Consider the following 22,066-nt stretch of genomic DNA (forward strand, 5'->3'; position numbering starts at 1 on the left):
GTCGCTGTCGCGGTAGCAAGGGACCTTTGCTATCACTCTCTTTAGGAAAGTGATAGCAAAGGTCCCTTGCTCTCTTTTCGGGAGAAAGCACAGGTCAGCGGCCAGACGGTAGTAAAGGTCCCTTGCTCCCCCGGCGGCGGGCCGGACCCAGGTGGGCGATTCGGCACATCCGCTCGTCCCGGCGGGCGCCGGTGGGTGAGAATGTCGGCATGCCGCAACTGCGCATCGCACTGGCCCAGGTCAACACCACCGTCGGCGACCTCGAGGGCAACGCCGCGATCACCGTCGAGTGGACCCGCAAGGCCGCCGAAGCAGGCGCCCACATCGTGGTCTTCCCGGAGATGTCCCTCACCGGTTACCCCGTCGAGGACCTCTCCCTGCGCCCCACCTTCGCTTCCGCCTCGAAGCAGATGGTCGAAGCGCTCGCCCGCCGTCTGGACGACGCCGGCTGCGGCGAGGTGCTCACTTACATCGGGTACCTCGACCTTGACGAAACCGGCCCGCGCGACGCGGCGGCCGCGCTGTATCGCGGCGAAGTGGTCGCCCGCCAGTTCAAGCACCACCTGCCCAACTACGGCGTCTTCGACGAGCACCGCTGGTTCAAGCCGGGTCACGACCTTGAGATCGTCCGCTTCCACGGCGTCGACGTCGGCATGGTGATCTGCGAGGACGTCTGGCAGGACGGCGGCCCGATTTCCGCGCTGGGCAAGGCAGGCGTCGACCTCGTGGTCGCACCCAACGCCTCGCCGTACGAGCGCGCGAAGGACGACATCCGCTTCCCCCTGATCGCACGCCGCGCGGCCGAGGCCGGGGCACCGCTGGTGTACACGAACCAGATCGGCGGCCAGGACGACCTCGTCTTCGACGGCGACTCGATCGTGGTCGGCGCCGACGGGCGGCTGCTGGCACGCGCGCCGCAGTTCGTCGAGCACCTGCTCGTGGTCGACACGGACCTCACCGCGGGCGGCCACACCGCCGAGGGCGAGTTCGAGGGTCTGCGGGTCACGCGCCGTGTGCTCGGCGACGAACCGGTTCCCGCGTACACCCCGCTCACCGGGTCGGCGATCTGCGAGCCGCTGTCGGACGAGGCCGAGGTCTGGCACGCGCTCGTCGTCGGCCTGCGCGACTACGTGCACAAGAACGGTTTCTCGTCGGTGACGTTCGGGTTCTCCGGCGGCATCGACTCGGCGGTCGTGGCGGCGCTGGCCGCGGACGCGCTGGGCGGCGACAACGTCTACGGCGTCTCGATGCCTTCGGAGTACTCCTCGGAGCACTCGAAGGGCGATGCCGAAGACCTCGCCCGCCGCATCGGTGCGCACTACCGCGTCGAGCCGATCGCCGACATGGTCAAGGTCTACGTGGAGCAGCTCCAGCTGACCGGGCTCGCCGAGGAGAACATCCAGGCGCGTGTCCGCGGCATGCTGCTGATGGCACTGTCCAATCAGGACGGACATCTGGTGCTCGCCACCGGCAACAAGACCGAACTGGCCGTCGGCTATTCGACGATCTACGGCGACGCCGTCGGTGCCTTCGCGCCGATCAAGGACTTGTTCAAGACGCACGTCTGGCATCTGGCCAAATGGCGCAACGCCGAGGCGGAGAAGAACGGCGAGACCCCGCCCATCCCGGAGAACTCGATCACCAAGCCGCCGTCGGCCGAGCTGCGGCCGGATCAGCTGGACAGCGACTCGCTGCCCGACTACCTGATGCTCGACGACATCCTCGACGACTACATCGAAGGCGACCGCGGTTACGTCGATCTGGTCGACGCGGGTTTCGAACCGGAAACCATCGACCGCGTGGTGCGCATGGTCGACAAGGCTGAATACAAGCGCCGCCAGTACCCGCCGGGCACCAAGATCACGTTCAAGGCGTTCGGGCGGGACCGGCGGCTGCCGATGACCAACGGCTGGCGCGAAGGAACGGTCGTCGCCTCTTCAGCTCAGCGCGACCTGATTCCCCGCTGAGTTCACGAGCACGGCCACCAGGCCGGGCTTCGCGTCCTGCCGGATGAGCATGTCCATCCCGAGCGCGCGCACCGCGGCTTCCACCGCGGCCGGCTCGGGATGGACACCGGTGACCAGGCGCAACGGGATCGACGGGAGCCCCCGTGTCGTCGGATGCGGGGTGTTCCCCCAGTCGATGAGGAACGGCGCGAGCCCGTCCAGGCCACCGGCGCCGGTGAGACGCCAGGTCAGGAGTTCCCCGTCATCGGTCGTGCGCGACATCTCCGACGCCTCCCCCGGGTCGTAGCCTCGTTCACGCGCCTCGGCGATCGCGTCGTCGATGTCGCGCACTCGCGCGGCCCAGGTGACCAGTGCGGGCGCGGTCAGCTGGTCGACGCCGAACGGCCGCGGCCCGACGTGCTCGGGTTGATCCGGGTCGGGCCCGACCACCTCGAGGTAGGCACCGGCACCGAGGTCGGCCAGGTAGTTGGCCGTGCCACGCCCGACGTGCCTTCCGCCGCGTACAGGCGTGACACCGGTCAGCTCGGCGACGCGTGCGACGGCCTCTTCGAGATCCGGTCCGGCGTAGACGAGGTGATCAAGCACGAGGTCACTCATGCCCATAGTCCTATCGCAGCCGCCGCGTCCTCGGCACCGTGGTGTCGCCAAAAGCGGCTGAGCCGAAACTGTCGGACCGGTCTCGTACCCTGGAAACCATGACGGCAACGGGCTACGCCGTATTCGGCACCGCGATCGGCGACTGCGGCATCGCGTGGAACGAACGTGGGGTCATCGCGGTCCAGCTCCCCGAGGGAAGCGAGGAGAAGACGAGGACGCGACTCACCGCGCGCCTGCCCGAGGCGGTCGAGTCCACGCCGACCGATGAGGTCCAGCGCGCGATCGACGGCGTCGTTTCGCTGTTGGGCGGCAAGCGCACGGACCTCACCGGCGTCGAGCTCGACTACGAAGGCGTGCCGGAATTCCACCACCGGGTCTACGAGTTCATCCGTTCGATACCCGCGGGCAAGACGCTGACCTACGGCGACATCGCGAACAGCCTCGGCATGCCCGGCGGCGCGCAGGCCGTGGGACAGGCGATGGGGCGCAACCCGTTCCCGATCATCGTGCCGTGCCACCGCGTGCTCGCCGCGGGCGGCAAGGACGGCGGGTTCTCCGCGCGCGGCGGGGTCGCCACCAAGCGCCGGATGCTGGTCATCGAAGGCGCTTTGGCGGACGAACCGACGTTGTTCTAGGAATTTCCGGCAGGCGACCATGGCTTGAGCCACGGCGTCTCCGGCCAGCCCTCGGCGGCGGCCATCAGCGGGATGGCCGTCGCGCCGTCGACATGCTCGCGAATGATGTCGGCGTGCCCGGCGTGCCGCGCGGTCTCTTCGATCAGGTGGAACAACACCCAGCGGACGGACCACGCGTCGACGTCCTTCGGGTACCACGGCACACCCTGTGGCACCGGGACCGGCTGGCCGAGGTCCGCGATTCCGGCGATGACCTCGGTTGTGCGGCGCGCGACCTCGTCGTAGCGCGCGAGAAGCCCTTCGACGGTTTCGCCCTCAGCCATCACGTAGTCGGCCGCATAGTCCTTCATCGCCTCGTCCATCGGCTTCGAGGGCTTCTGGAGGACGATGTCGATCCAGCCGCTTTCCACACTCGCGGTGTGCTTGATCAGGCCGCCGACGCTGAGTGAACTTTTGGTCGGGACGGCTCTGGCCTGTTCTTCGGTGAGGCCGTGTGCGGCGACGCGCAGGACGTAGCGCTGCTGCTCGAGGTACGCGAGGAGACCTTCGCGCTCGTCGGCGATCGGGGGGACGTTTCCAGCCATGGTGGCTCCTTCCATCAGGAAGGGGATCATGACATCCAGCACCGGCGCCCCGTGGTGAATCGGCGGAGAAGGCCCAGGAAGAGAGCAAGGGACCTTTGCTATCACTTTCCCAAAGAGAGTGATAGCAAAGGTCCCTTGCTCCCCACGCGGGGTGGATCAGGCGGCGTCGTCCAGCTTCGCCCGCTGCTCCTCGGTGAGGGTGATGTCGACCGCTTCGAGGCTTTCGTTCAGTTGGGCGACCGAAGAGGCGCCGACGAGCGGGATGACCGGGACGTCGCCGCCGATCATCCACGCGAGCACGACCTGGTTCAGGGTCGCGTCGATCTCCTTCGCGACCTCGCGCAGCGCGGCGAGGCGGTTCGGGGTGCCCGGGTGGTCGAAGTCGAACTCCAGCGGCTTGTCTTCGCGGACGTACGCGCCGGACAGCAGCGGCGAGTACGCGACGAGCCAAAGACCGGGGTTCTCGTTGAGATACGCGAGTGTCTCACCGGTGACGAACCCGTTGGCGCCTTCGGGCGAGCGACGGGCCGGGCGGTCGGTGCGCGCGCGGAGGTAGGTGTGCTGGTACTGCAGGACGTCGTAACCCGGCAGCCCCTTCGCGGCGGCGTGGGCGCGGCTGCGCTCCACCTTCCACGTGAAGTGGTTGCACACGCCGAGCAAGCCGACCGAACCGTCGGCGACGACCTGCGCGAATCCCTCGACGGTCTCTTCGAGCGGAACCGATCGGTCCTCGACATGCGCGTACAGCAGGTCGAGTTTGTCGACGCCGAGGTTCTCCCGGCTGCGGTCGACGGCTTCCTTGATCGCCTTGGGCGAAAGGCCTTCGATGTTCTCGAACTTGCCAGTGTCGGCGAAGCTCATGCCCGCCGCCTTCGCCCGTGCGCCCATCTTGGTGGCGATCGTGACCTCACCGCCGATGCCGCGGTCCGCGCGCCACCGGCCGAGCAGCGCCTCGCTCTCGCCGCCCTGCGTGCCGTTGTGCCAGAACGCGTAGTTGTTCGCGGTGTCGACGAACGAACCACCCGCCTCGACGAACCGGTCGAGGATCGCGAACGACGTCTCCTCGTCGACGCCGGTGCCGAACGGCATCGCCCCCAGTGCCAGCGCGCTCACTTCGCGCCGCGTGTCCGGGTTCAGGCCGATCGTGCGAAATTTCATGGGTCCCATCACTTCCTGCAGATCACGGTTGGCGAGCGATCAGGTGCTCACACAACGCTATCGGAACGAATCGCGTTCTGGATCAAATTCATCACGGCTTCCCCGGAATCGACGACGTACATGTGTTCACCGGGGAGTTCGACGGTTTCGAAGCCGGCGGTGGTGAACGCCGCCCATTCACGGATGCCTTCCGCGGCAACCAGTTCGTCGCCGCTGCCACGCAACGCCGTGATCGGCACGGCGAGTGGTTCGGTGGTGCTCGGGACGTAGTTCTCGTGCATCGTCACGTCCGCGCGCAACGCGGGAAGCAGCAGTTCACGCAGATCCGGGTGGTACAACGCCTGATCGACGTGCCCGGAAAGAACCCGCACCTGGGCGAGGAAAGCGTCGTCGTCCTCCCGCACGGACGCGCGGATCTCGTGCGGCCGTTCCGTGGCGGGACCGGGTGACCCGCTGACGAACAGGTGCCGCACGGTCACCGAAGAAGCCAGCCGGTGCGCGAGTTCGTAAGCGAGCACGGCACCGACGCTGTGCCCGAACAGCACCACGTCCGTCGGCTCACCCAGGTCATCGAGGAACGCGTCGACGGCGTCGTGCACCGAGCGATACGGCTCGACGTCGATCAGCCGTTCCCGGCCGGGCAGCCGCATCGGCACGACTTCGAGACCGTCGGCGGCGAAGGCCGACCACGGGTGGAAGAAGGCCGCCCCGCTGCCGCCGAAAGGCAGGCACACCATCAGGGTCATCGCGGTAGCTTCCGGTCGAACCGGATCGGGAGCCGTTCGAGCCCGCGGCTGGCGGAGTTGTCGAACCGCCACGGCAGATCCTCCGGCGCCACGGCGAGACTCAACCCGGGCAGTCGCCGCAGCAGCGTCGTGAACGCGACAGCGCCTTCGACTCGCGAAAGCGGGGCGCCGGGGCAGAAGTGCACATTGACGCCGAACGAGAGGTGCCGGTTCGGTTTGCGGGTGATGTCCAGCTTTTCCGGGTCCTCGAACACTTCGGGGTCGTGGTTGGCCGAGTTGATCAGCAGGTGGACGACGCTCTCCTTGCCGATCCGCTGCCCGCACAGCTCCAGGTCCTCGGCCGCGAATCGTTGCGGCGCACGGTAAACCGGGCCTTCGAAGCGCAGGAACTCCTCGATCGCCGTCGCCACCAGGTCCGGGTCGTTCTTCAGCATCGCGAACTGGTCCGGATGCCGCAGCAGTGCCTGCATGCCGTTGCCGACCAGGTTCGCGGTGGTCTTGTGGCCCGCGATGATCAGGAGGATCAGCGTGGAGACGATCTCCTCGTCGTGGTAGGCCTCGTCGGCGTCGGCCGTCTTCAGGATGACGCTGACCAGGTCGTCGCGCAGATCCGCGCGCCGTTCGGCCATCAGGTCCAGCAGGTACTTCTCGACGTCGTCGCTGACCTGCTTGAGCCGGCGGTTGCCTTCCTCGTCGAGGTACGGCGCGTTGCTGAGCACCATTCCCCAGTCGTGCAGCAACGGCCAGTCCTCGATGCGGACGCCGAGGAACTCGCAGATCACCCGCATCGGCAACTGCAGCGCGAAGTCGTTGTAGAGATCGGCGACGCCTTCGTCGGGCAGCGCGTCGATCAGGTCGTCGGTGATCTCCTGGATCCGCGGGCGCAGTTCGTTCATCCGCCGCGGCACGAACGCGTTGCCGACCAGCTTCCGCAGGCGGGTGTGCTTCGGCGGGTCGGCGGTGAGCATGTTCTTGATGAGGATCGGGCTGCTCTGTTCGAGCGCCTCGCGAAACCAGCCCGGCGCGTGGTCGACACTCTTCGACAGCCGTCGGTCGGCGAATCCCTTGCTCACCGTTTCGTAGTCGGCGACGACGTACGCCTCGGAATTCGGCGGATACTCGATCTGCCGCACCGGACAGGTGCCGCGGACCTCGGCGTAACCCTCGTACGGGTCCGGGCCGGGATGGGTGCAGAACTCGGCGGGCAGTGGCTCCGGGGACACCGAGGTCTGCTCAGGGGTTTCCAGACTCATTTTCCATCCTCCGAAGTCGTTTGCCTGGCGAGTTCTTCAGGGGCGGGCAGGGTGCGGATCCGCTTGCTGAGGGTGGGGAGGGCGAACAGGGTCCCGGCGACGGCCATGAAGACGAAGACCCACGTCGGGCCGGCCAGGTCGAAGATCGCTCCGACGGCGAAGATGCCGATCGGCTGGGCGATCATGCCGACGAACATCACCGCGCCGATGACGCGGCCCTGCAGGTTGTCCGGCACGAGCGCGGCGATGTAGCCGTAGATCAGCGCCCCGACGACACCGGCGCGCAGGAAGATGCAGGCGACGATGATGCCCAGCGGAAGCGTGCCGGGGACGAAGGTCAGCAGCACTGCGGCGACCGGGCCGATCCAGATGGCGTAGGCCATGATCACCGGCGGCCGGACGTACTTCAGCACGATCCCCGCCAGCAGCGCGCCGGTCAGGCCGCCACCGCCCGCGATGGCGAGTGTCGTCCCGATCAGGGCTTCCGACGCGCCGCGATCCTGCGCGGTGGCGATCAGGGCGAGGAACATCCCGGAGTGGTTGAAGGCCATGTTCGACCCCATCGCCCACAGCACCAGGGAAAGGATGATCGGCTGCTTGACGATGAATTTGAAGCCGTCGAGCATGCTGCCCTTCGGCGCGGCCTTGGTTTCGACGGTCCGGGGTGCCTGGGTCGGTTTCTTGACCAGCACCAGGATCAGCGCGGACGCGAGGAACGAGAGCGCGGCGGCGAAGAACGGCAGAGCCCTGGCGAGAGCGAACAACGCACCGCCGACGGGTGGGCCGGCGACGGTCGCGCCGAAGAACCGGATCTGGTTCTGCGCGGTCGCCTGCGTCAGTTGCGAAGCGGGCACGAGCTGTTTGATCGCCGCCATCCCGGCCGGGTTGGACACGCCGAGGCAGGCGGCGGACAGGATCACGATCGCGAACGTGAACCAGATGTTGACGCCGTCGCTCAGCACCAGGAAGGCGAACAACGCCAGCAGTCCCAGCCGTGCCAGATCGCAGAAGATCATGATCAGCTTGCGGTTGAACCGGTCGGTCAGGCTGCCGCCGGGCAGGGACATCACCCCGGCCACCACCAGTTGCACCGCGCCGACCGCGCCGGCGTAGGTCGCCGACCCGGTGGTCGCGAGGATCAGCAGCGGGTAGGCGATCTCCGCCGCTTCCTTGCCGAAGGCGGCGAAGAACTGGCTGATCCACATGGCCTGGAAATCACGGTTGCGGAAGAGCGGCTTCTCCCGGGCCGGGGGCTCCGGCGCCGCCGTGACGGTGGGTTGACTCGTCGCTGTGGATTCAGCCGACATGATCCATCCTCTCGGCGCCCGCGAGAGCGCCGTGCAGTTCGCGGGCGAGGGCGCCCACATGGGGTTGCGTGAGCAGTGACCAGTGATCGCCGGGGGTGGTGAGCACCTGGACCCCGCCGCCGTACAGCGGGGCGAGACGGGCGCGGAGCCGGGCGGCCCCCCGCCGGTCCGAACCCGCCCGGAACACCAGGGCCCTGGCGGGAACGAAAGGGGGCCGGTAAGGCACGAGCGCACGTGCCTTACCCAGCAATTGGGTGCGCAGCGCGGGATTGCGGCGCACCTCGCGGCCGATCGCGCCGAACCCGAAGGCCGCGTCGACAAGGGTCCGCCCGTGGCTCAACAGGAAATCGGGGTCGACCGCCATCGGCAGATCACGCCGTCCCTGCACGAAACCGTCAAGACCGATCACCGTGTCGACGTCGTGGCCCCGGCGGACCAGCTGCCGCGCGACCTCGTGTGCCAGCACCGCGCCGAACGACCAGCCACCGAGGACGTACGGTCCGGACGGCCGCGTCCGCACCACCGCGTCGACGTAGTGGGCGGCGATGGTGTCGATGCCTTTTTCTTCGGTGGAAACAATTTCGAGCCCGTACACCGGCCGTGATCCCGCCAGTTCTTCGGCGAGCGCACGATAGCTGAGCGCACTGCCCGCGGAATCGGCGATGAGCAGCAAGGGTCTACCGGGTCCGTCTTCGTGGAAGGTGACGACGTCGACGGCGTACCGTGGCCCGGGAGCCGCGGCCCTTTCCGCTACCAGCCGCGACAACCGGCCGAAGGTGGCCTCCTGGTCGAACTCCGCCACCGGCACGGAAGCACCGGTCCGCTCGCGGATCTTCGACATCAGGTTCACCGCCATCAGCGACTCGCCGCCGAAAGCGTAGAAGTCGTCCGCCGCGTCCACCGACGGGACACCGAGTGCCGCACACCACAGTTGCTCCACTGTGGACTCGGAAGGTCCATCCACAGTGGACTTGATTGGCGACGGTGCTCGGCGCGCGACAACGAATTCCGGTTCTTCGTCACTGAAGGGATAAGTCGGGAGCGAGACCGGCTGCCCGGATTCCTCCAGCAACCCGGCGACGGCGTCCGCGCCGCGTTCCCAGAGTGAGCCGAGCGCCCGCAGCACACCGCGATCGCCGTCGTCGGCCCGGCCGAGGAGCGGCACCGTAACGTGTCCGGCCTTCCAGTCCGCGTGCCGGCGGAGCGTGGCGAGCATGGAAGTTCCGGGGCCCAGTTCGAGGAACGTGTCACAATCGGATGCGAGCAGGGTGCCCGCACACTCCTCCAACAGCACTGGACTGCGAAGCTGCCCCGCCCAGTAGTCAGGGCCGCGCACCGCTTCCGGATCCGCCCAGGCACCGGAAGTGTTGGAGACCAGCCTGGTTCGCGGCGCCTCGTGCGGCGCGGCGGCGACCGCTTCGGCCAGCTTCTCGGCGGCGGGGTTCATCAATGTGCTGTGGAAGGCGCGTGGGATGTCGAGGATCCGGACGTCGAGACCGGCGAGCGTGTCGCCGTCGAGAAGCCGGGTCATCTCCGCTTCCGGACCCGAGACGACGACACGGCCCGGACCACGCACAGCCAGCGCCAAATCGTCGAACCCGTTGTGTGCCAAGCGATCCGCGAGTTCGTTCGCAGTGGCGCCGACAGCGGCCATCCGGCCCGGACGCGTAGCCAGCATCGCGGAGGCCCGCAGGTGGACCAGATCCACCGCGTCCGGCAGGGTCCAAAGCCCGGCGAGCGTGGCTGGTGCGTACTCGCCGATGCTGTTGCCGAGCATCGCGGACGGCCGGATCCCGAGGTCGAAAAGCTGTTTGCCCAGTGCGTAGCCGACCGCGAACAACCCCACCTGGTGGTGCACGAGCTGAGAGAACCAAGACGGCTCCGCGTCTTCGGTGACGATCGGCGAAAGGTCAAGTCCGTGCCGTTCCCGGACGAGGTTCCGGACATCGTCGAAGGCGTCCCGGAAGCCGGGCAGCAACCGGTGCGCGGCCGCACCCGCGGGGTGAGTCAGCAGGCCGTGACCCGGAAAGACGAACGCGACCTTGTCGAGTGTGCCCGGCACGGACGCCCCTGGCGCCGCGAGCAGCGTGGCGGCTTCGGCGGTGTCTTCCGCGACGACGGTCTGCCGATGCGGGTAGACCCGGCGGGACGCCAGTGTCGCGGTGACCTCGGACAGGTTCAGGTCAGGCATCGTGCGCAGATGTTCGGCCAGGTTCGCGCGCATCCGGCCGAGGGCTTCCGGCGCCGCGGCGGACAGCGTCAGCACGCGGCGTCCACCACGTGCGGGCGGCGCTGTCCTGGTCGGTGCTTCTTCGAGGATCACGTGTGCGTTGGTGCCACCGACACCGAACGAACTGACACCGGCGAGCCTGCCGTCGCGACCGGTCCACGGTTCCGTGCGCGTGCTCACCACGAACGGCGTGGAGTCCAGTTCCAGCAACGGATTCGGCCGGGTGAAATGCACCGACGGCACCAGCTCCCGGTGCCGCAGCATGAGCACGGCCTTGATCAGGCCCGCGACACCGGCGGCGGATCCGGTGTGGCCGAGGTTGCTCTTGACCGCGCCGAGCCGGCACCAGCCGACGGCGTCCGTCTCCGCCTGGAAGACGTCGGTGAGTGCCTGGACCTCGATCGGGTCGCCGATCCGCGTGCCCGTGCCGTGCGCCTCCAGGTACCCGATGTCGCGAGGGTCGACGCCTGCGAGTTGCTGCGTGTAGCGGACGAGTTCGCTCTGTCCCTCGACCGAAGGCGCGGTGTAACCCATCTTCTCCGCGCCGTCGTTGTTGATCGCCGAACCGCGGATCACCGCGAGCACGCGGTCTCCGTCGCGCCGCGCGTCGGCCAGCCGCTTGAGCACGACCACGCCGACACCTTCGCTGGGGACGGTGCCACCCGCCTGTTCGTCGAACGTGCGGCAATGTCCGTCCGGGGACAGGATCCCGCCGGGTTCGTGCAGGTAGCCGCGTTCACCGTCACCGATGACCGCGACACCCCCCGCGAGCGCGAGGTCGCATTCGTCACCACGCAGGCTCGCGGCCGCCATGTGCACGGCCGTCAGTGAGGTGGAGCACGCCGTCTGGACGGTGACCGCGGGGCCGCGGAGGCCGAGTTTGTAGGCCACCCGCGTCGCCAGGAAGTCGGGGCCGAGCCCGATGTAGCGCGCGAGCTCGCCGAGTTCGCCGTCCGGCTCGGCGGTGACCTGGTCGGCCCCGCCGTAGACGCCGATCCAGCCGGGGAAGCGGGTCGGGTCGACGGCGGCGTCGTCGAGCGCGGCCATCACGCATTCCAGGAAGACCCGCTGCTGCGGATCGATACTCGCCGCTTCCGCCCGGCTGTAACCGAAGTAGGTCCAGTCGAACCCGCGTGTCCCGGTCAGCAGCCCCATCGCCGGGACGAATTCCGGCCGCCGCACCAGATCCGGGTCGCCGCCGCCCGCGAGGATCTCCTCCGGATCCAGCCGGCTGATGCCCTCCGCTCCCCCACGCAGCAACGACCAGAACCGGCCGAGGTCGGGGGCGCCCGGGTAGCGGCACGCCATGCCGATGACGGCGATCGGCTCCTGTCTGGCGGCGGTCATGACGCGCTCGCGAGCAGTTTGCCCAGGCCTTCCGGCGTCGGGTCACGCAGGAAGTCGCGGACCTTGAGGATCGCTCCGGTCCGTTCCTTGGCCAGCGTCACCAGCCGGATGGCCGCCATCGAATTCCCGCCGACGGTGAAGAAGTCGGTCTCCGCGGTGATCTCTTCGCCCGGTTCGCCGATGGCCTCGGTGAACAACTCGATCGCCGGGCGGAGGTCGTTCTCCGGTTTCGGGGCGGCTGTCGCCGGGAAGGCCACCGCGGCGAGTGCGCGGCGGTCGACCTTTCCGTTGCCCGTCACCGGGATCCGTTCGACCAGCGCCCACAGGGTCGGAACCATGTAGGCAGGCAACCGTCCGGAAAGGACATCGCGCAGCTCCGCGGTACCGAACGTGGTTCCGGGTACGGGGACGACCGCGGCCATCAGCCGTTTCTCCGCGCTGTCCCCGTCGGTGACCGCGACGACGGCGTCCTGCACCCGAGGGTCCGCCGTAAGCGCGTCGCTGATCGCGGACAGTTCGACGCGGTAGCCACGCAGCTTCACCTGGTCGTCGCGCCTGCCGAGGTACCGGACCCGGCCCTCGGTGTCGATGCGCACCAGATCCCCGGTGCGGTACAGGCGTTCCGGTACGTCCGGCGAGAATTCGCCGAACGCGCGGGCGGTTTCCGCCTCGTCGCCAAGATAGCCGTCGGCGAGGCCGAGACCGCTGGTGTACAGCTCGCCGACCGCGCCCGGCGGCACGATCCGATGCCGGGAGTCCAGGACGTACACCCGGGTACCGGGCAGCGGCGTGCCGATCGGCAGCGGACCGTCGGCCTCGTCGGGATCGGTCACCGAATACGTCGTGGTGAAGGTGGTGTTCTCGGTCGGCCCGTAGCCGTTGGTGATGACCAGGCCGGGGAACCGCCGCAACACCCTCGCGACGTGTTCGTGCGGCACGACGTCGCCGCCGGTGAGCAGTTGCCGCAGCCCGGCGAACGCGTCGCCCGCGAACTCCTCGACCAGCCGGAACAACCCGGCGGTGAGCCAGGCGACGGTGACTTCGTTGTCCAGCAGGAATTCGCCGAGTTCGGTTGGCGTCGGAAGGCCGGCCGGGTAGACCTCGAGGGTGGCCCCGGTCAGTAACGCGCCCCACAGCTCCAAAGTGGACGCGTCGAAGGCGAGCGGGGACAGCCGCAGCATCCGCTCTTCCGGGCCGAGCCGGACGTAATCCGCCTCGTGCACCAACCGGACGATCGCCCGGTGCGGAACACAGACGCCCTTCGGCTGTCCGGTCGAGCCCGAGGTGAAGGCGACGTACGCGAGCCGAGTGGTGTCCGGGTCCACCGGCGGCTCGACGGTTTCCCGCTCGCCCCAGGACTGCTCCCAGGAGTCGACCACGAAGATCCCTTGCGCACGAAGGCGTCCGGAGTACGCGGCGGGGACGAGAGCGGCGGCGGGAGCGGCGGACTTCACGATCTTGGCGGAGTGTTCGGCGGGAACGTTCAGATCGACACCGACGTAAGCGGCGCCCGCCCAGACGACGCCCAGCACCGCGACGGCTTCAGCCACCGACCGATCCAGTCCGACGAGCACGCGGTCACCGGGCAGCACCCCGGCCAGCCGCAGCAGCCGCGCCTGATGGGCGGCCGCCGCGGCGAGTTCGCCGTAGCTCAGCTGGACTTCGCCTTCCCGCACCGCGATCGCGTCCGGGTTCCGGCGCACGACCTCGCGGAAGAGTTCGTCGATCGACGTGGCCGGGAAGTCCTGCCGCGTCCGGTTGACGCCGTCGAGCAGCGCCCGTCGTTCCGGCGACAGGCACCGGATCTCCTCGACCACGACGTCACCGGCGGTGGCGAGTTGCTCGGCCGCGGCGATGAAGTCGGCTACGAGTCCTTCGGCGTCGGCGGAGCCGAACACCGCTGTCGCGTATTCGAGTTGCCCGCCCAGTGCGGGCTCGGCGCGGCCGATCAGCAGCGAGAGGTCGAACTGCGCGCCGCCACCGTGTCCCTCTTCGACCCGAAGCTCGGCGTCCGAGGTCGTTATCCGTTGCGGGACAAGCTGATCATGCATACCGAACGACACCTGGACCAGCGGGTGACAGCCCAGTGCGCGGTCGAGGTCGAGCCGGGTGACCAGTTCGTCGAAGGGCAGGTCACCCGCGTCGATGCTCTGCCCGAGCGACTGGTGCACCGAACGCAGGTACTCCGCGACGCTCGCGTCGTCGGCGACGTCGATCCGGACCGGGACCAGGTTTCCGGCCACCGCGACCAGTTCTTCGAGCTCAGCGCTGCCGCGGCCGGTGAGCGGCACGCCGACCAGCAGGTGACGCGCCCCGGTCCAGCGGCTCAGTGTCAGGCCGAAGGCGCCGAGCAGGAACGCGAACGGCGTGATGCCCAGCGCGCGGGCCCGCGCGGAGACCGCCGCACTCGCGGCCGCGCCGAAGTCGACGGGTCTCCGGTCGCCCGCCGCGTCCTGGATCGGGGGACGCGGCCGGTCGGACGGGAGTTCCAGGATCGACGGCACCCCGTCGAGGTGCTTGATCCAGAACTCCGCCTGCCGGTCCCATTCGCCGCCTGCCCGCGCTTCCTCTTGATGGCGCAGAAGAACCCGGGGAGAGACACCGGGCTCCCCTGCGGTCTCGGACGCTCCGGTGGCCAGTGCGTCGTACTGGGCGAACACCTCGTTCAGCAGCAGGCCGACCGACCAGCCGTCGAGCACCATATGGTGCGCCACCAGCACGACGGCCTGGCCACCCGCGGTGCCTTCGACCCGCAGGAACCGATACGCGGGGGCTTCGGCGAGGTCGAACGGCCGACGTCCGTGGCGGGCCGCGAGTGAGCGCACGCGTTCGCCGAACTCACCCGCTTCGCCGTCCCAAGTATGGACTTCGACCGGTGGGGTGTACGGCTCGAGCACTTCGGGCACGACGTCACCGGTGTCACCGCGGTAGACCGTGCGCAGCCCGGCATGCCTGGCCGCGGTCCGCGCGACGGCACGCTCGAACCGCTCCGCGACCAGCGTCCCGTTCTCCACGAAACAGGTGAAGACCAGGTTGTACGGCGATCCCCCGGTGACCCGCTCGATCAGCCACATTCCGCGCTGGGCATGGGAAACCGACTCGTCGGGGAGTGCTCCGCCGCGGACGTGCCCGCTGACGGGGACGGCGTCGGCGAACACGTCCGCGACCGGGGTGTCACTCAGCAGCGCGGCCACCGGGATCCGCAGCCCGAGCTTCTCCTGCGTGATCGCGGCGAGTTTGAGCGCACGCAGCGAATCCCCGCCGAGGCCGACGAAACTGGTGGTGGCGAAGGCGTCGGCTTCGATGTCCTGGCCGAGGACGGCACCGGCGTACTCGTGGAACGTCATGACTCACTCCGGTCGCGAGGAGGGGCTGGCTGGTCCGGGGTCAGGACTGTGGTTCGACCGCGCGCCGCTCGCGGACGGCGCCGAGCAGGCGTTCACGGCTGCCGCGAGTTCCGCCTGCCTGCTTCTTCTCCGCGTTGACCAGCAGTTCGGCGTGACCGCGCACGGTGCCTGCCCGGAAAAGGTCGACCGTCTTCACCATCCGGCCGGACGCCTCGCGCAGCTTCTCCACCAGCACCACCAGGCGCAGTGAATCGCCGCCGGCGTCAAAGAAGCTGACGTCGTCGCCGAACTCCTTGTTGTCGAGTACCTCGCTCCAGACACCTCGGACGAGGTCGAGGCGCACGGCCGGGTCGTCGAGGTCGAGGGCTTCGGTGGCGGGCTTGAGCACGGTTTCCTCCGGGGATCGGGCGAGATCCGCGACACTGCGCCGCAGATCGAGAAGCAGGCCGTCGATCGTTTCGTCGGTGAAGAGATCGGCGGGGTAGTCGAGGGTGAGCGCCAACCGGGAATCGGCTGTGACGTGCACGAACAGCGCGAGATCCCATTTGCTGTACTGGGGTTCCAGTGGGGTGAACCGGCCGACGACGCCGGGCGCGAGGTCGAAGGGCGCGGGCACTTCGGCGAGGTTCACCAGCACCGGCGTCAGCGGGAGCCTGCCGACGTCACGCTCGTCGTCCAGTTCCGCGGCGAGCGCGTCCAAGGGGACGTCGGCGTCGATGAACGTCTCCATACCGGAGTTCCTGGCCTCACGCAGGAGTTCGCGCCACGTCGTCTTCTCGTCCAGCCGGATGCGCAGGACGAGGGTGGACATGAACATCCCGACGATGCCGGTGGACACGGGGTCGTCGCGGCCGGGCCAGACCACGGAGAAGAGAAAGTCGCGTTGCCCGCCTCGTCGCGCCAGGGTCGCGGCGAGGATCGCGACGCCGGTCATGAACGCGGTGCAGCCGGCTTCCGCCGACGCCGCGAGAACCCGCGCACTGGTCTGTTCGTCGAAAGCGGTACGGGCGTCGGCGCCGATCATGGACAGCTCGGCGTCCGGACGGCGGTCGTAGGGCAGGTCCACCGTGGTCGGAGCGCCTCGCAGCCGCTCGAGGGCTTCCGCGATCCGCGGAGCGAGTTCGCTTTCCGGGATCGGGACCTGCACCAACGCGGGATGGACCGGTTCGGGCAGCAGCACTTCCTCACCCGCCAAGGCCCCGCGATAGAGCTCGCCGATCTCGTCGAGCAGCAGCTTCCGCGACGTCGCGTCGAAGACGATGTGGTGCACGGTCAGGACGAACAGCGTGGTCTCCGGGCCGACGCGGATGAGCTCCGCTCGCGCCGGTGGTTCGTCACCGAGGTCGAAGGGGGTGTAGCAGAGCACCTCGACGAGCCGCTTCAGCTCGTCAGTGGTCCAGTCCTCCGCGACGGCGTCGAGGAAACCGGCCTCCGCGGGCTCGCCGTCGGTCCGGTACTCGACCCGGCGGCGTGTGGTTTCGAGCCGGAATCGCGCACACAGCGCGGGATGCCGTGCCAAAGCCGTGCTGACGGCGTCCGCCAGGACACCGTGGTCGAGCGGTCCGGTGAACTCGATGACCGACGGGATCAAGTACGTCGGCCGCAGCCGATCGATCCGGTCGACGATCCAAATGCCCTGTTGGGTGGGCGTGGCGACATGCCAGAGACTGGCCGATTCAGATGGCATTCTTCTGCCGCTTCCCCCAGTCGGTGAACAGCATTAACAATAGAAAGAAAAGCACAGCGGAAAAGTGGAACCACATTTACGCGGTGGCTGAATTTCCCCCAGAAATCGAACCCCCATTTGCCATCACGACGCTACGAGGGCACCGCTGGGACTGTCAACTCGTCCATTCGTGGACTTCTCACCACCGAGCGACGAAAGCAGTAATTCGGACACCCTTGACACTGCTCGAACACGCATGCTTGACTCGGCCGACATCTGGGGATGAAGCAACGCGGGCAGCAAAGAGCCGCCGGTAAAGTGTTGCGCTGTCAAGGAAGGGCCGCACAAGGACGTCCGGCCCCCGCCACTTGAGCGACAGTCGCTCTCTTATTCATTAGACCATTGGACGCAGTGGTGACTGGGGTGATCGGCGTATGCCGTCACTGTATGCGTTCGGGTTCGGATAAACATCGCGGTTCGTCGTGGAATGAAGGGAACGCGCGCATGACGGTCGAGGACACCACCAGGGGTTGTCCGGTGCATTTCGGTGGCACCGACCTGGTCGACCCTTTCCTGTACGCGGACGGAGACGCGCATTCGATATGGCGTGAACTGCGCGAACAGGACGGGCTGACCTGGCATCAGGTCGACGCCGAACGCGGCTTCTGGTCGGTGGTGAAGTTCGCCGACACCGACTTCGTCATGCGCACCACGGAACTGTTCACCTCCGAACGCGGCACCATGCTCGAACTGCTGGGCATGGACGATCCGGCAGGCGGCAAGCAACTCGTCGTCACCGACCCGCCGCGGCATACGATCATGCAGGCGCGGCTGAAGAAGGCACTCGCGGTCCGCGCGGTGGACAAGCAACGGGACATGGTCCGGGAACTCGTACTCGACCTGATCGCCCCACTGGGTGACGGCGGCGTCTTCGATTTCGCGCAGGCCATGATGACCATGCCGATGGCGGTCACCGGGCGGATGATCGGTCTGCCCGAAGAGGACTGGCCGTGGCTGACGAAGCTCACGAGTGCCTGCGTGGCCGCCGACGATCCCGAGTTCCAGATCGCGGACGGCAAGGACGCGACCCTCGCCGCCGCGCACCGGGAACTGTTCGTCTACTTCCAGGACCTGGTGTCGTTCCGGCGTGATCACCTCAGCGACGACCTGCTCAGCGTGCTGATCTCGACCGAGTTCGAGGGCAGGCACATGTCGTCGAGCGAGATTGTGGCGAACTGCTACAGCCTGCTCCTCGGCGCGAACGTGACGACGCCGCACGCGCCGAACTTCGTGTTCGCGGAGTTCATCGAATCCGGCGTTCTCGAGGACTGGACGCGGCATCCGGAGACCGGGCAGACCGCCGTCGAGGAGGCGCTGCGCTGGTCATCGCCGGTCAACCACATGCTGCGTTACGCCACCGAAGACGTCGTCATGCGCGACACGAAGATCGCCGCCGGCGACGCCGTCGTCGTCTGGCTCGGTTCGGCGAACCGCGACGAAGAACAGTTCCCGGACGCGGACACCTTCGACATCCGGCGCAAACCGAACAAGCACCTCGCGTTCGGCATCGGGCCGCACTACTGCGTCGGGCACAGCGTGGCGCGGATGAGCATCCGGATCCTGTTCGAGGAACTGCTGAGCCGGTTCCACGACTTCGCCCCGGCGGGCAAGCCGGAGCGGATCACGTCGAATTTCGTATCCGGGTACAAACGGGTGCCGATCACCGCCGCGCAGCGATAGCAAAGGTCCCTTGCTCTCTTTTCGCAGGTCAGCGGGCACGAGGAGAGCAAAGGTCCCTTGCTACCCCTGCGGCCGCACGAACGGGAACAGCACCGTCTGCCGGATCGACGCGCCGGTCAGCATCATCAGCAGCCGGTCGACGCCGATGCCGAGTCCGCCGGTCGGGGGCATGCCGTGTTCGAGCGCGAGCAGGAAGTCCTCGTCCAGTTCCATCGCCTCGACGTCCCCGCTCGCCGCGCGTAGCGACTGGGCCTCCAGCCGCCGCCGTTGTTCGAGCGGGTCGGTCAGTTCGGTGTAGGCCGTGCCGACCTCGGAGCCGAACGCGATCAGGTCCCAGCGTTCGGCCAGCCGCGGATCCACGCGGTGCTGCCTGGTCAGCGGCGACACGTCGGTCGGGTAGTCGGTGTAGAAGGTCGGCAGCACCGTCGCGCCTTCGACGAGGTGCTCGTGCGCCTTCAGCACGAGGTCGCCGTGGCCGGCCTCCTCGTTCACCGGCACCCCGGCGGCGCGGCACAGCCGCCGGAGTTCCTCGACCGGCGTCCCCGCGTCGATTTTCGCCCCGATCGCCGCGGAAACGGCTTCGTGCACCGGGATCACCGGCCAGTCACCGGAGATGTCGTACTCGACGACCTTCCCGTCCGGCCCCGGACGGCGCACGACCTGCGCGCCGTACGCGGCCTCCGCGGCGTGCTGCACGAGTTCGCGGGTCAGCGTCCGCATCGTGTTGTAGTCGGCATACGCCTGATACGCCTCCAACATGGTGAATTCGGGGTTGTGCGTCGCGTCGACACCTTCGTTGCGGAAGTTCCGGTTCAGCTCGAAAACCCGCTCGATCCCGGCAACACACAACCGTTTCAGGTACAGCTCAGGCGCGATCCGCAAGTACATCCGCATGTCGTAGGCGTTGATGTGGGTGATGAACGGGCGCGCGTTGGCGCCGCCGTGCACGGTCTGCAGCATCGGCGTCTCGACTTCGAGGTAGTCGCCCTGGTGCAGCCGCTCCCGCACCGCCCGCACCACGGTCGACCGCATCCGCAGCATCGCCGTCGAATCCGGGTTCACCGCGAGGTCGAGGTAACGCTGCCGCACCCGCGTCTCCGGGTCGGTGAGGCCCTTTCGCTTGTCCGGCAACGGATGCAGGCTCTTCGCCGTAACCGTCCACTCGTCGACGAGCACGGAAAGCTCACCACGTCGCGACGTCACGACCTGCCCGCTCACGCCCACATGGTCACCGAGGTCGACGCCACGCCGCCAGCCGCCGGGGTCGAGCACGGAGGCGTCGAGCATCAGCTGGATCTCACCGCTGAAGTCCTTGATCCGGGCGAAACAGAGCCCGCCGAGGTTGCGCATCGCCAGCACCCGGCCGGCGATCCGGACGCGGTGGCCGGTGTGGCTGTCCGGGTTCAGGTCGCCGAACTTCGCGACGACCTCGCCGAGCAGATCCTCGCGCGCGAAGCCGACCGGATAGGGGTCGATTCCGGCCTCTCGCAAGCGATCCAGCTTCGCCATCCGCACACGGACTTGGTCGGGGCGCCGCACTTGTTTCGGCGCGGGGGTGGCCGCGTTCGCGTCGATGCGGTGCACTTCGGCGACGAACTCGTCGGTGACCGTCTCCAGTTTCAGTGCCCGCGCGGACCGGCCGGTCGGGACGAAGCCTTCGAGTGCGCCGGCGACGATGCCGACCCGCGGCAGCCGCCGGGCCGAGGAGTAGCAGAGGAACCGCGGTTCCCAGTCAGGCCCGTATTTGGCGTTGGACCGGTAGAGCGATTCCAGCTGGAAGAACCGCGACGCCATGCTGAGGACACCACGCCACGCGCGCAACACCGGCCCGGCGCCGATCCGCTCGCCCTCGGAGAAGACGGCGCGGAACATCGCGAAGTTCAGCGAGATCCGCTGGGCGCCCAAACGCGAACTCGCCGCCACGACCTCGGCGATCATGTACTCGTTGAGCCCGTTTTCGGCGTCGCGGTCGCGCCGCATCAGGTCGAGCGAAAGGCCCCGGCGGCCCCACGGGACGAACGACAGCATGCCGCGAAGCTCGCCCTGGGCGTCGTACGCCTCCACCATCACGCTGCGGCCGTCGCTCGGATCGCCGAGCCTGCCGAGCGCCATCGAAAACCCGCGTTCGGTCTCCGCACCACGCCACTGCTGCGCCTGCAGCAGCAACCACGCCATCTCCTCGACCGGGATTTCGCTGTGACGCCGGACTTTTGTGGTGTAACCGGCCCGTTCGATCCGTTTGACCGCTTGCCGGACCGATCGGCGTTCCGGCCCGGCGAGGCTGAAGTCCCGGACGTCGAGTACCGCTTCGTCCCCGATTTCCAGTGCGCGCAGTCCCGCGTCGGCATAGGTCTTCGCGCCGCGTTCGCTCGCGCCGAGCACGCCGGGGGTCCAGCCGTAGGTGCGTGCTTCGTTGAGCCAAGCGCGGACCGCGTCGGGCCAGGCGTCGGGATCGCCGATGGGATCGGCACTCGCGACGCTGGTACCCGCGAGTACGCGATAGGCCACGGCGGCGCGGCCGTTCGGCGAGAAGACGACACTCTTCTCGCGCCGGGTGGCGAAATAGCCCAAAGAGTCGTCTTCGCCGTGTTCGGCGAGAAGGCGGCGTACGCGTAGTTCTTCCTCGTCTGTCCTCAAGCGACGGCTGCGTACGCCGCGGAAAAGCGTGTACAGCGCGGCTGTCGCGACGGCGGTCGCGCTGAGGTCGAGCACGAGGTCGAGCCAGGCGGGTCCTTCGCCGATGCCGACGCGGCGCAGCTGGATGTTCTCGCCGGTCGTGTGGTTGACGGCCCAAGCGAACCGCTCCCAGGTGTCCGCGAGGCGGCCGGGGAAGGCTTCGCTCAGGCCCCAGCCGACGAGGATGACCGCGGCCAGCCCGCCGAACAGCATGGTGAGGCCGTCGCGCCACGCACTCGGTGCGAGCCGGGCGGGGAACGCGGGCCGCAGGATCCAGAGGAGCGCGATCATGCCGATCGAGATCACGTCGGCGATGGCCAGCACCCACACCTGGTGCGGGATGTGCCGTACCTGCCAAGGACCCAGTTTCAGCAGGTCCGGCCACCACAGCAAGGCGGCTTGGAAGGCCAGGGTCACCATCAGGCCGCCGACCTGGAACAGCAGCAACGTGTAGAGGGCCGCGCGTTTGCGGCGGCGGAGCGCGGCGCCGAGGACGACGAGCAGCAGGACGATCACGAGGCTCGCGTTCGTCGGGATGCTCAGCGCGGAGAAGGCGATGTCGCCGGCCTTCAGCACCGGGCCCTTCACGCCACCGGCGAGGAGCAGGACCACCGAGAACACGGCCGCGAACTGCACGAGGGTGGCGACGATGCCGCCCGCCCTCGCCTTCCACGGCGAGACACGGCTCGCTGGGTTTCCCATACTGGCCTTTCGCGGTACACACAGGTGATCGACAGCTGCACTACTTGACGTCACACAGCCCTGTGTGGTTGTCAACGAGCATCATCCTCTCGTCTCAATTTCGTCGTCCGC

General features: G+C 68.2%; 13 protein-coding genes. 3 read left to right on the forward strand and 10 right to left on the reverse strand.

Features of this window, described 5'->3' with window-relative positions; translation table 11 throughout:
• The first annotated feature begins 209 nt into the window (after positions 1–209).
• On the forward strand, positions 210–1,967 hold the full coding sequence (locus AB0M65_RS17285; RefSeq protein WP_364028262.1) for an NAD+ synthase: 1,758 nt from the start codon (positions 210–212) through the stop codon (positions 1,965–1,967).
• Here AB0M65_RS17285 and AB0M65_RS17290 read toward each other — a convergent pair.
• Entirely contained in the window at positions 1,938–2,564 is a 627-nt protein-coding gene (locus tag AB0M65_RS17290) for a VOC family protein (RefSeq protein ID WP_364028264.1), read from the reverse strand. The genes AB0M65_RS17285 and AB0M65_RS17290 overlap by 30 nt on opposite strands.
• Positions 2,565–2,662: 98 nt before the next feature.
• On the opposite strand from AB0M65_RS17290, the gene AB0M65_RS17295 reads away from it, so the two are divergent.
• Entirely contained in the window at positions 2,663–3,199 is a 537-nt protein-coding gene (locus AB0M65_RS17295) for a methylated-DNA--[protein]-cysteine S-methyltransferase (protein ID WP_364028266.1), read from the forward strand.
• Here the strand turns inward: AB0M65_RS17295 and AB0M65_RS17300 are convergent.
• From AB0M65_RS17300 to AB0M65_RS17335, 8 genes are all read right to left on the reverse strand, one after another.
• Positions 3,196–3,783: a DinB family protein gene (locus AB0M65_RS17300; RefSeq protein WP_364028268.1), complete on the reverse strand. Its 588-nt coding sequence runs from the start codon at positions 3,781–3,783 to the stop codon at positions 3,196–3,198. The two genes, AB0M65_RS17295 and AB0M65_RS17300, sit on opposite strands and share 4 nt — an antisense overlap.
• Positions 3,784–3,939: 156 nt before the next feature.
• Entirely contained in the window at positions 3,940–4,941 is a 1,002-nt protein-coding gene (locus tag AB0M65_RS17305) for an aldo/keto reductase (protein WP_364028270.1), read from the reverse strand.
• A gap of 47 nt (positions 4,942–4,988) precedes the next feature.
• On the reverse strand, positions 4,989–5,687 hold the full coding sequence (locus tag AB0M65_RS17310; protein WP_364028272.1) for an alpha/beta fold hydrolase: 699 nt from the start codon (positions 5,685–5,687) through the stop codon (positions 4,989–4,991).
• Positions 5,684–6,940, reverse strand: a complete 1,257-nt coding sequence (locus AB0M65_RS17315; protein ID WP_364028274.1) for a cytochrome P450 — start codon at positions 6,938–6,940, stop codon at positions 5,684–5,686. Before AB0M65_RS17315 ends, AB0M65_RS17310 begins: the two co-directional genes overlap by 4 nt.
• Positions 6,937–8,247 carry an MFS transporter gene (locus tag AB0M65_RS17320; RefSeq protein WP_364028276.1) on the reverse strand — a complete coding sequence of 437 codons (1,311 nt, stop codon included), beginning with the start codon at positions 8,245–8,247 and terminating at the stop codon, positions 6,937–6,939. The genes AB0M65_RS17315 and AB0M65_RS17320 overlap by 4 nt, the downstream gene beginning before the upstream one ends.
• The gene (locus tag AB0M65_RS17325; RefSeq protein WP_364028278.1) at positions 8,237–11,824 is read right to left on the reverse strand and encodes a beta-ketoacyl synthase N-terminal-like domain-containing protein; all 3,588 of its coding nucleotides are present in this window, start codon (positions 11,822–11,824) and stop codon (positions 8,237–8,239) included. The genes AB0M65_RS17320 and AB0M65_RS17325 overlap by 11 nt, the downstream gene beginning before the upstream one ends.
• Positions 11,821–15,171 (reverse strand): amino acid adenylation domain-containing protein, encoded by a 3,351-nt coding sequence (locus AB0M65_RS17330; protein ID WP_364028280.1) that lies wholly within the window; start codon positions 15,169–15,171, stop codon positions 11,821–11,823. The genes AB0M65_RS17325 and AB0M65_RS17330 overlap by 4 nt, the downstream gene beginning before the upstream one ends.
• Positions 15,172–15,211: 40 nt before the next feature.
• Positions 15,212–16,858, reverse strand: a complete 1,647-nt coding sequence (locus AB0M65_RS17335; protein WP_364028282.1) for a condensation domain-containing protein — start codon at positions 16,856–16,858, stop codon at positions 15,212–15,214.
• Between the two features lie 483 nt (positions 16,859–17,341).
• Between AB0M65_RS17335 and AB0M65_RS17340 the strand changes: the two genes are divergently transcribed.
• Positions 17,342–18,577 carry a cytochrome P450 gene (locus tag AB0M65_RS17340; protein ID WP_364028284.1) on the forward strand — a complete coding sequence of 412 codons (1,236 nt, stop codon included), beginning with the start codon at positions 17,342–17,344 and terminating at the stop codon, positions 18,575–18,577.
• Positions 18,578–18,637: 60 nt separating this feature from the next.
• Here AB0M65_RS17340 and lysX read toward each other — a convergent pair whose 3' ends face one another.
• On the reverse strand, positions 18,638–21,955 hold the full coding sequence (gene lysX / locus AB0M65_RS17345) for a bifunctional lysylphosphatidylglycerol synthetase/lysine--tRNA ligase LysX (protein ID WP_364028286.1): 3,318 nt from the start codon (positions 21,953–21,955) through the stop codon (positions 18,638–18,640).
• Between the last annotated feature and the right edge of the window lie 111 nt (positions 21,956–22,066).

The sequence above is a fragment of the Amycolatopsis sp. NPDC051071 genome, from assembly GCF_040682875.1.
In the GTDB taxonomy this organism is placed as follows: Bacteria; Actinomycetota; Actinomycetes; order Mycobacteriales; family Pseudonocardiaceae; genus Amycolatopsis.

What these genes read in the sequence shown, in the direction of transcription:
- AB0M65_RS17285 (WP_364028262.1), top strand. Translation starts at nt 210, where the DNA reads ATGCCGCAACTGCGCATCGCACTGGCCCAGGTCAACACCACCGTCGGC.
- AB0M65_RS17290 (WP_364028264.1), bottom strand. Translation starts at nt 2,564, where the DNA reads ATGAGTGACCTCGTGCTTGATCACCTCGTCTACGCCGGACCGGATCTC.
- AB0M65_RS17295 (WP_364028266.1), top strand. Translation starts at nt 2,663, where the DNA reads ATGACGGCAACGGGCTACGCCGTATTCGGCACCGCGATCGGCGACTGC.
- AB0M65_RS17300 (WP_364028268.1), bottom strand. Translation starts at nt 3,783, where the DNA reads ATGGCTGGAAACGTCCCCCCGATCGCCGACGAGCGCGAAGGTCTCCTC.
- AB0M65_RS17305 (WP_364028270.1), bottom strand. Translation starts at nt 4,941, where the DNA reads ATGAAATTTCGCACGATCGGCCTGAACCCGGACACGCGGCGCGAAGTG.
- AB0M65_RS17310 (WP_364028272.1), bottom strand. Translation starts at nt 5,687, where the DNA reads ATGACCCTGATGGTGTGCCTGCCTTTCGGCGGCAGCGGGGCGGCCTTC.
- AB0M65_RS17315 (WP_364028274.1), bottom strand. Translation starts at nt 6,940, where the DNA reads ATGAGTCTGGAAACCCCTGAGCAGACCTCGGTGTCCCCGGAGCCACTG.
- AB0M65_RS17320 (WP_364028276.1), bottom strand. Translation starts at nt 8,247, where the DNA reads ATGTCGGCTGAATCCACAGCGACGAGTCAACCCACCGTCACGGCGGCG.
- AB0M65_RS17325 (WP_364028278.1), bottom strand. Translation starts at nt 11,824, where the DNA reads ATGACCGCCGCCAGACAGGAGCCGATCGCCGTCATCGGCATGGCGTGC.
- AB0M65_RS17330 (WP_364028280.1), bottom strand. Translation starts at nt 15,171, where the DNA reads ATGACGTTCCACGAGTACGCCGGTGCCGTCCTCGGCCAGGACATCGAA.
- AB0M65_RS17335 (WP_364028282.1), bottom strand. Translation starts at nt 16,858, where the DNA reads ATGCCATCTGAATCGGCCAGTCTCTGGCATGTCGCCACGCCCACCCAA.
- AB0M65_RS17340 (WP_364028284.1), top strand. Translation starts at nt 17,342, where the DNA reads ATGACGGTCGAGGACACCACCAGGGGTTGTCCGGTGCATTTCGGTGGC.
- lysX (WP_364028286.1), bottom strand. Translation starts at nt 21,955, where the DNA reads ATGGGAAACCCAGCGAGCCGTGTCTCGCCGTGGAAGGCGAGGGCGGGC.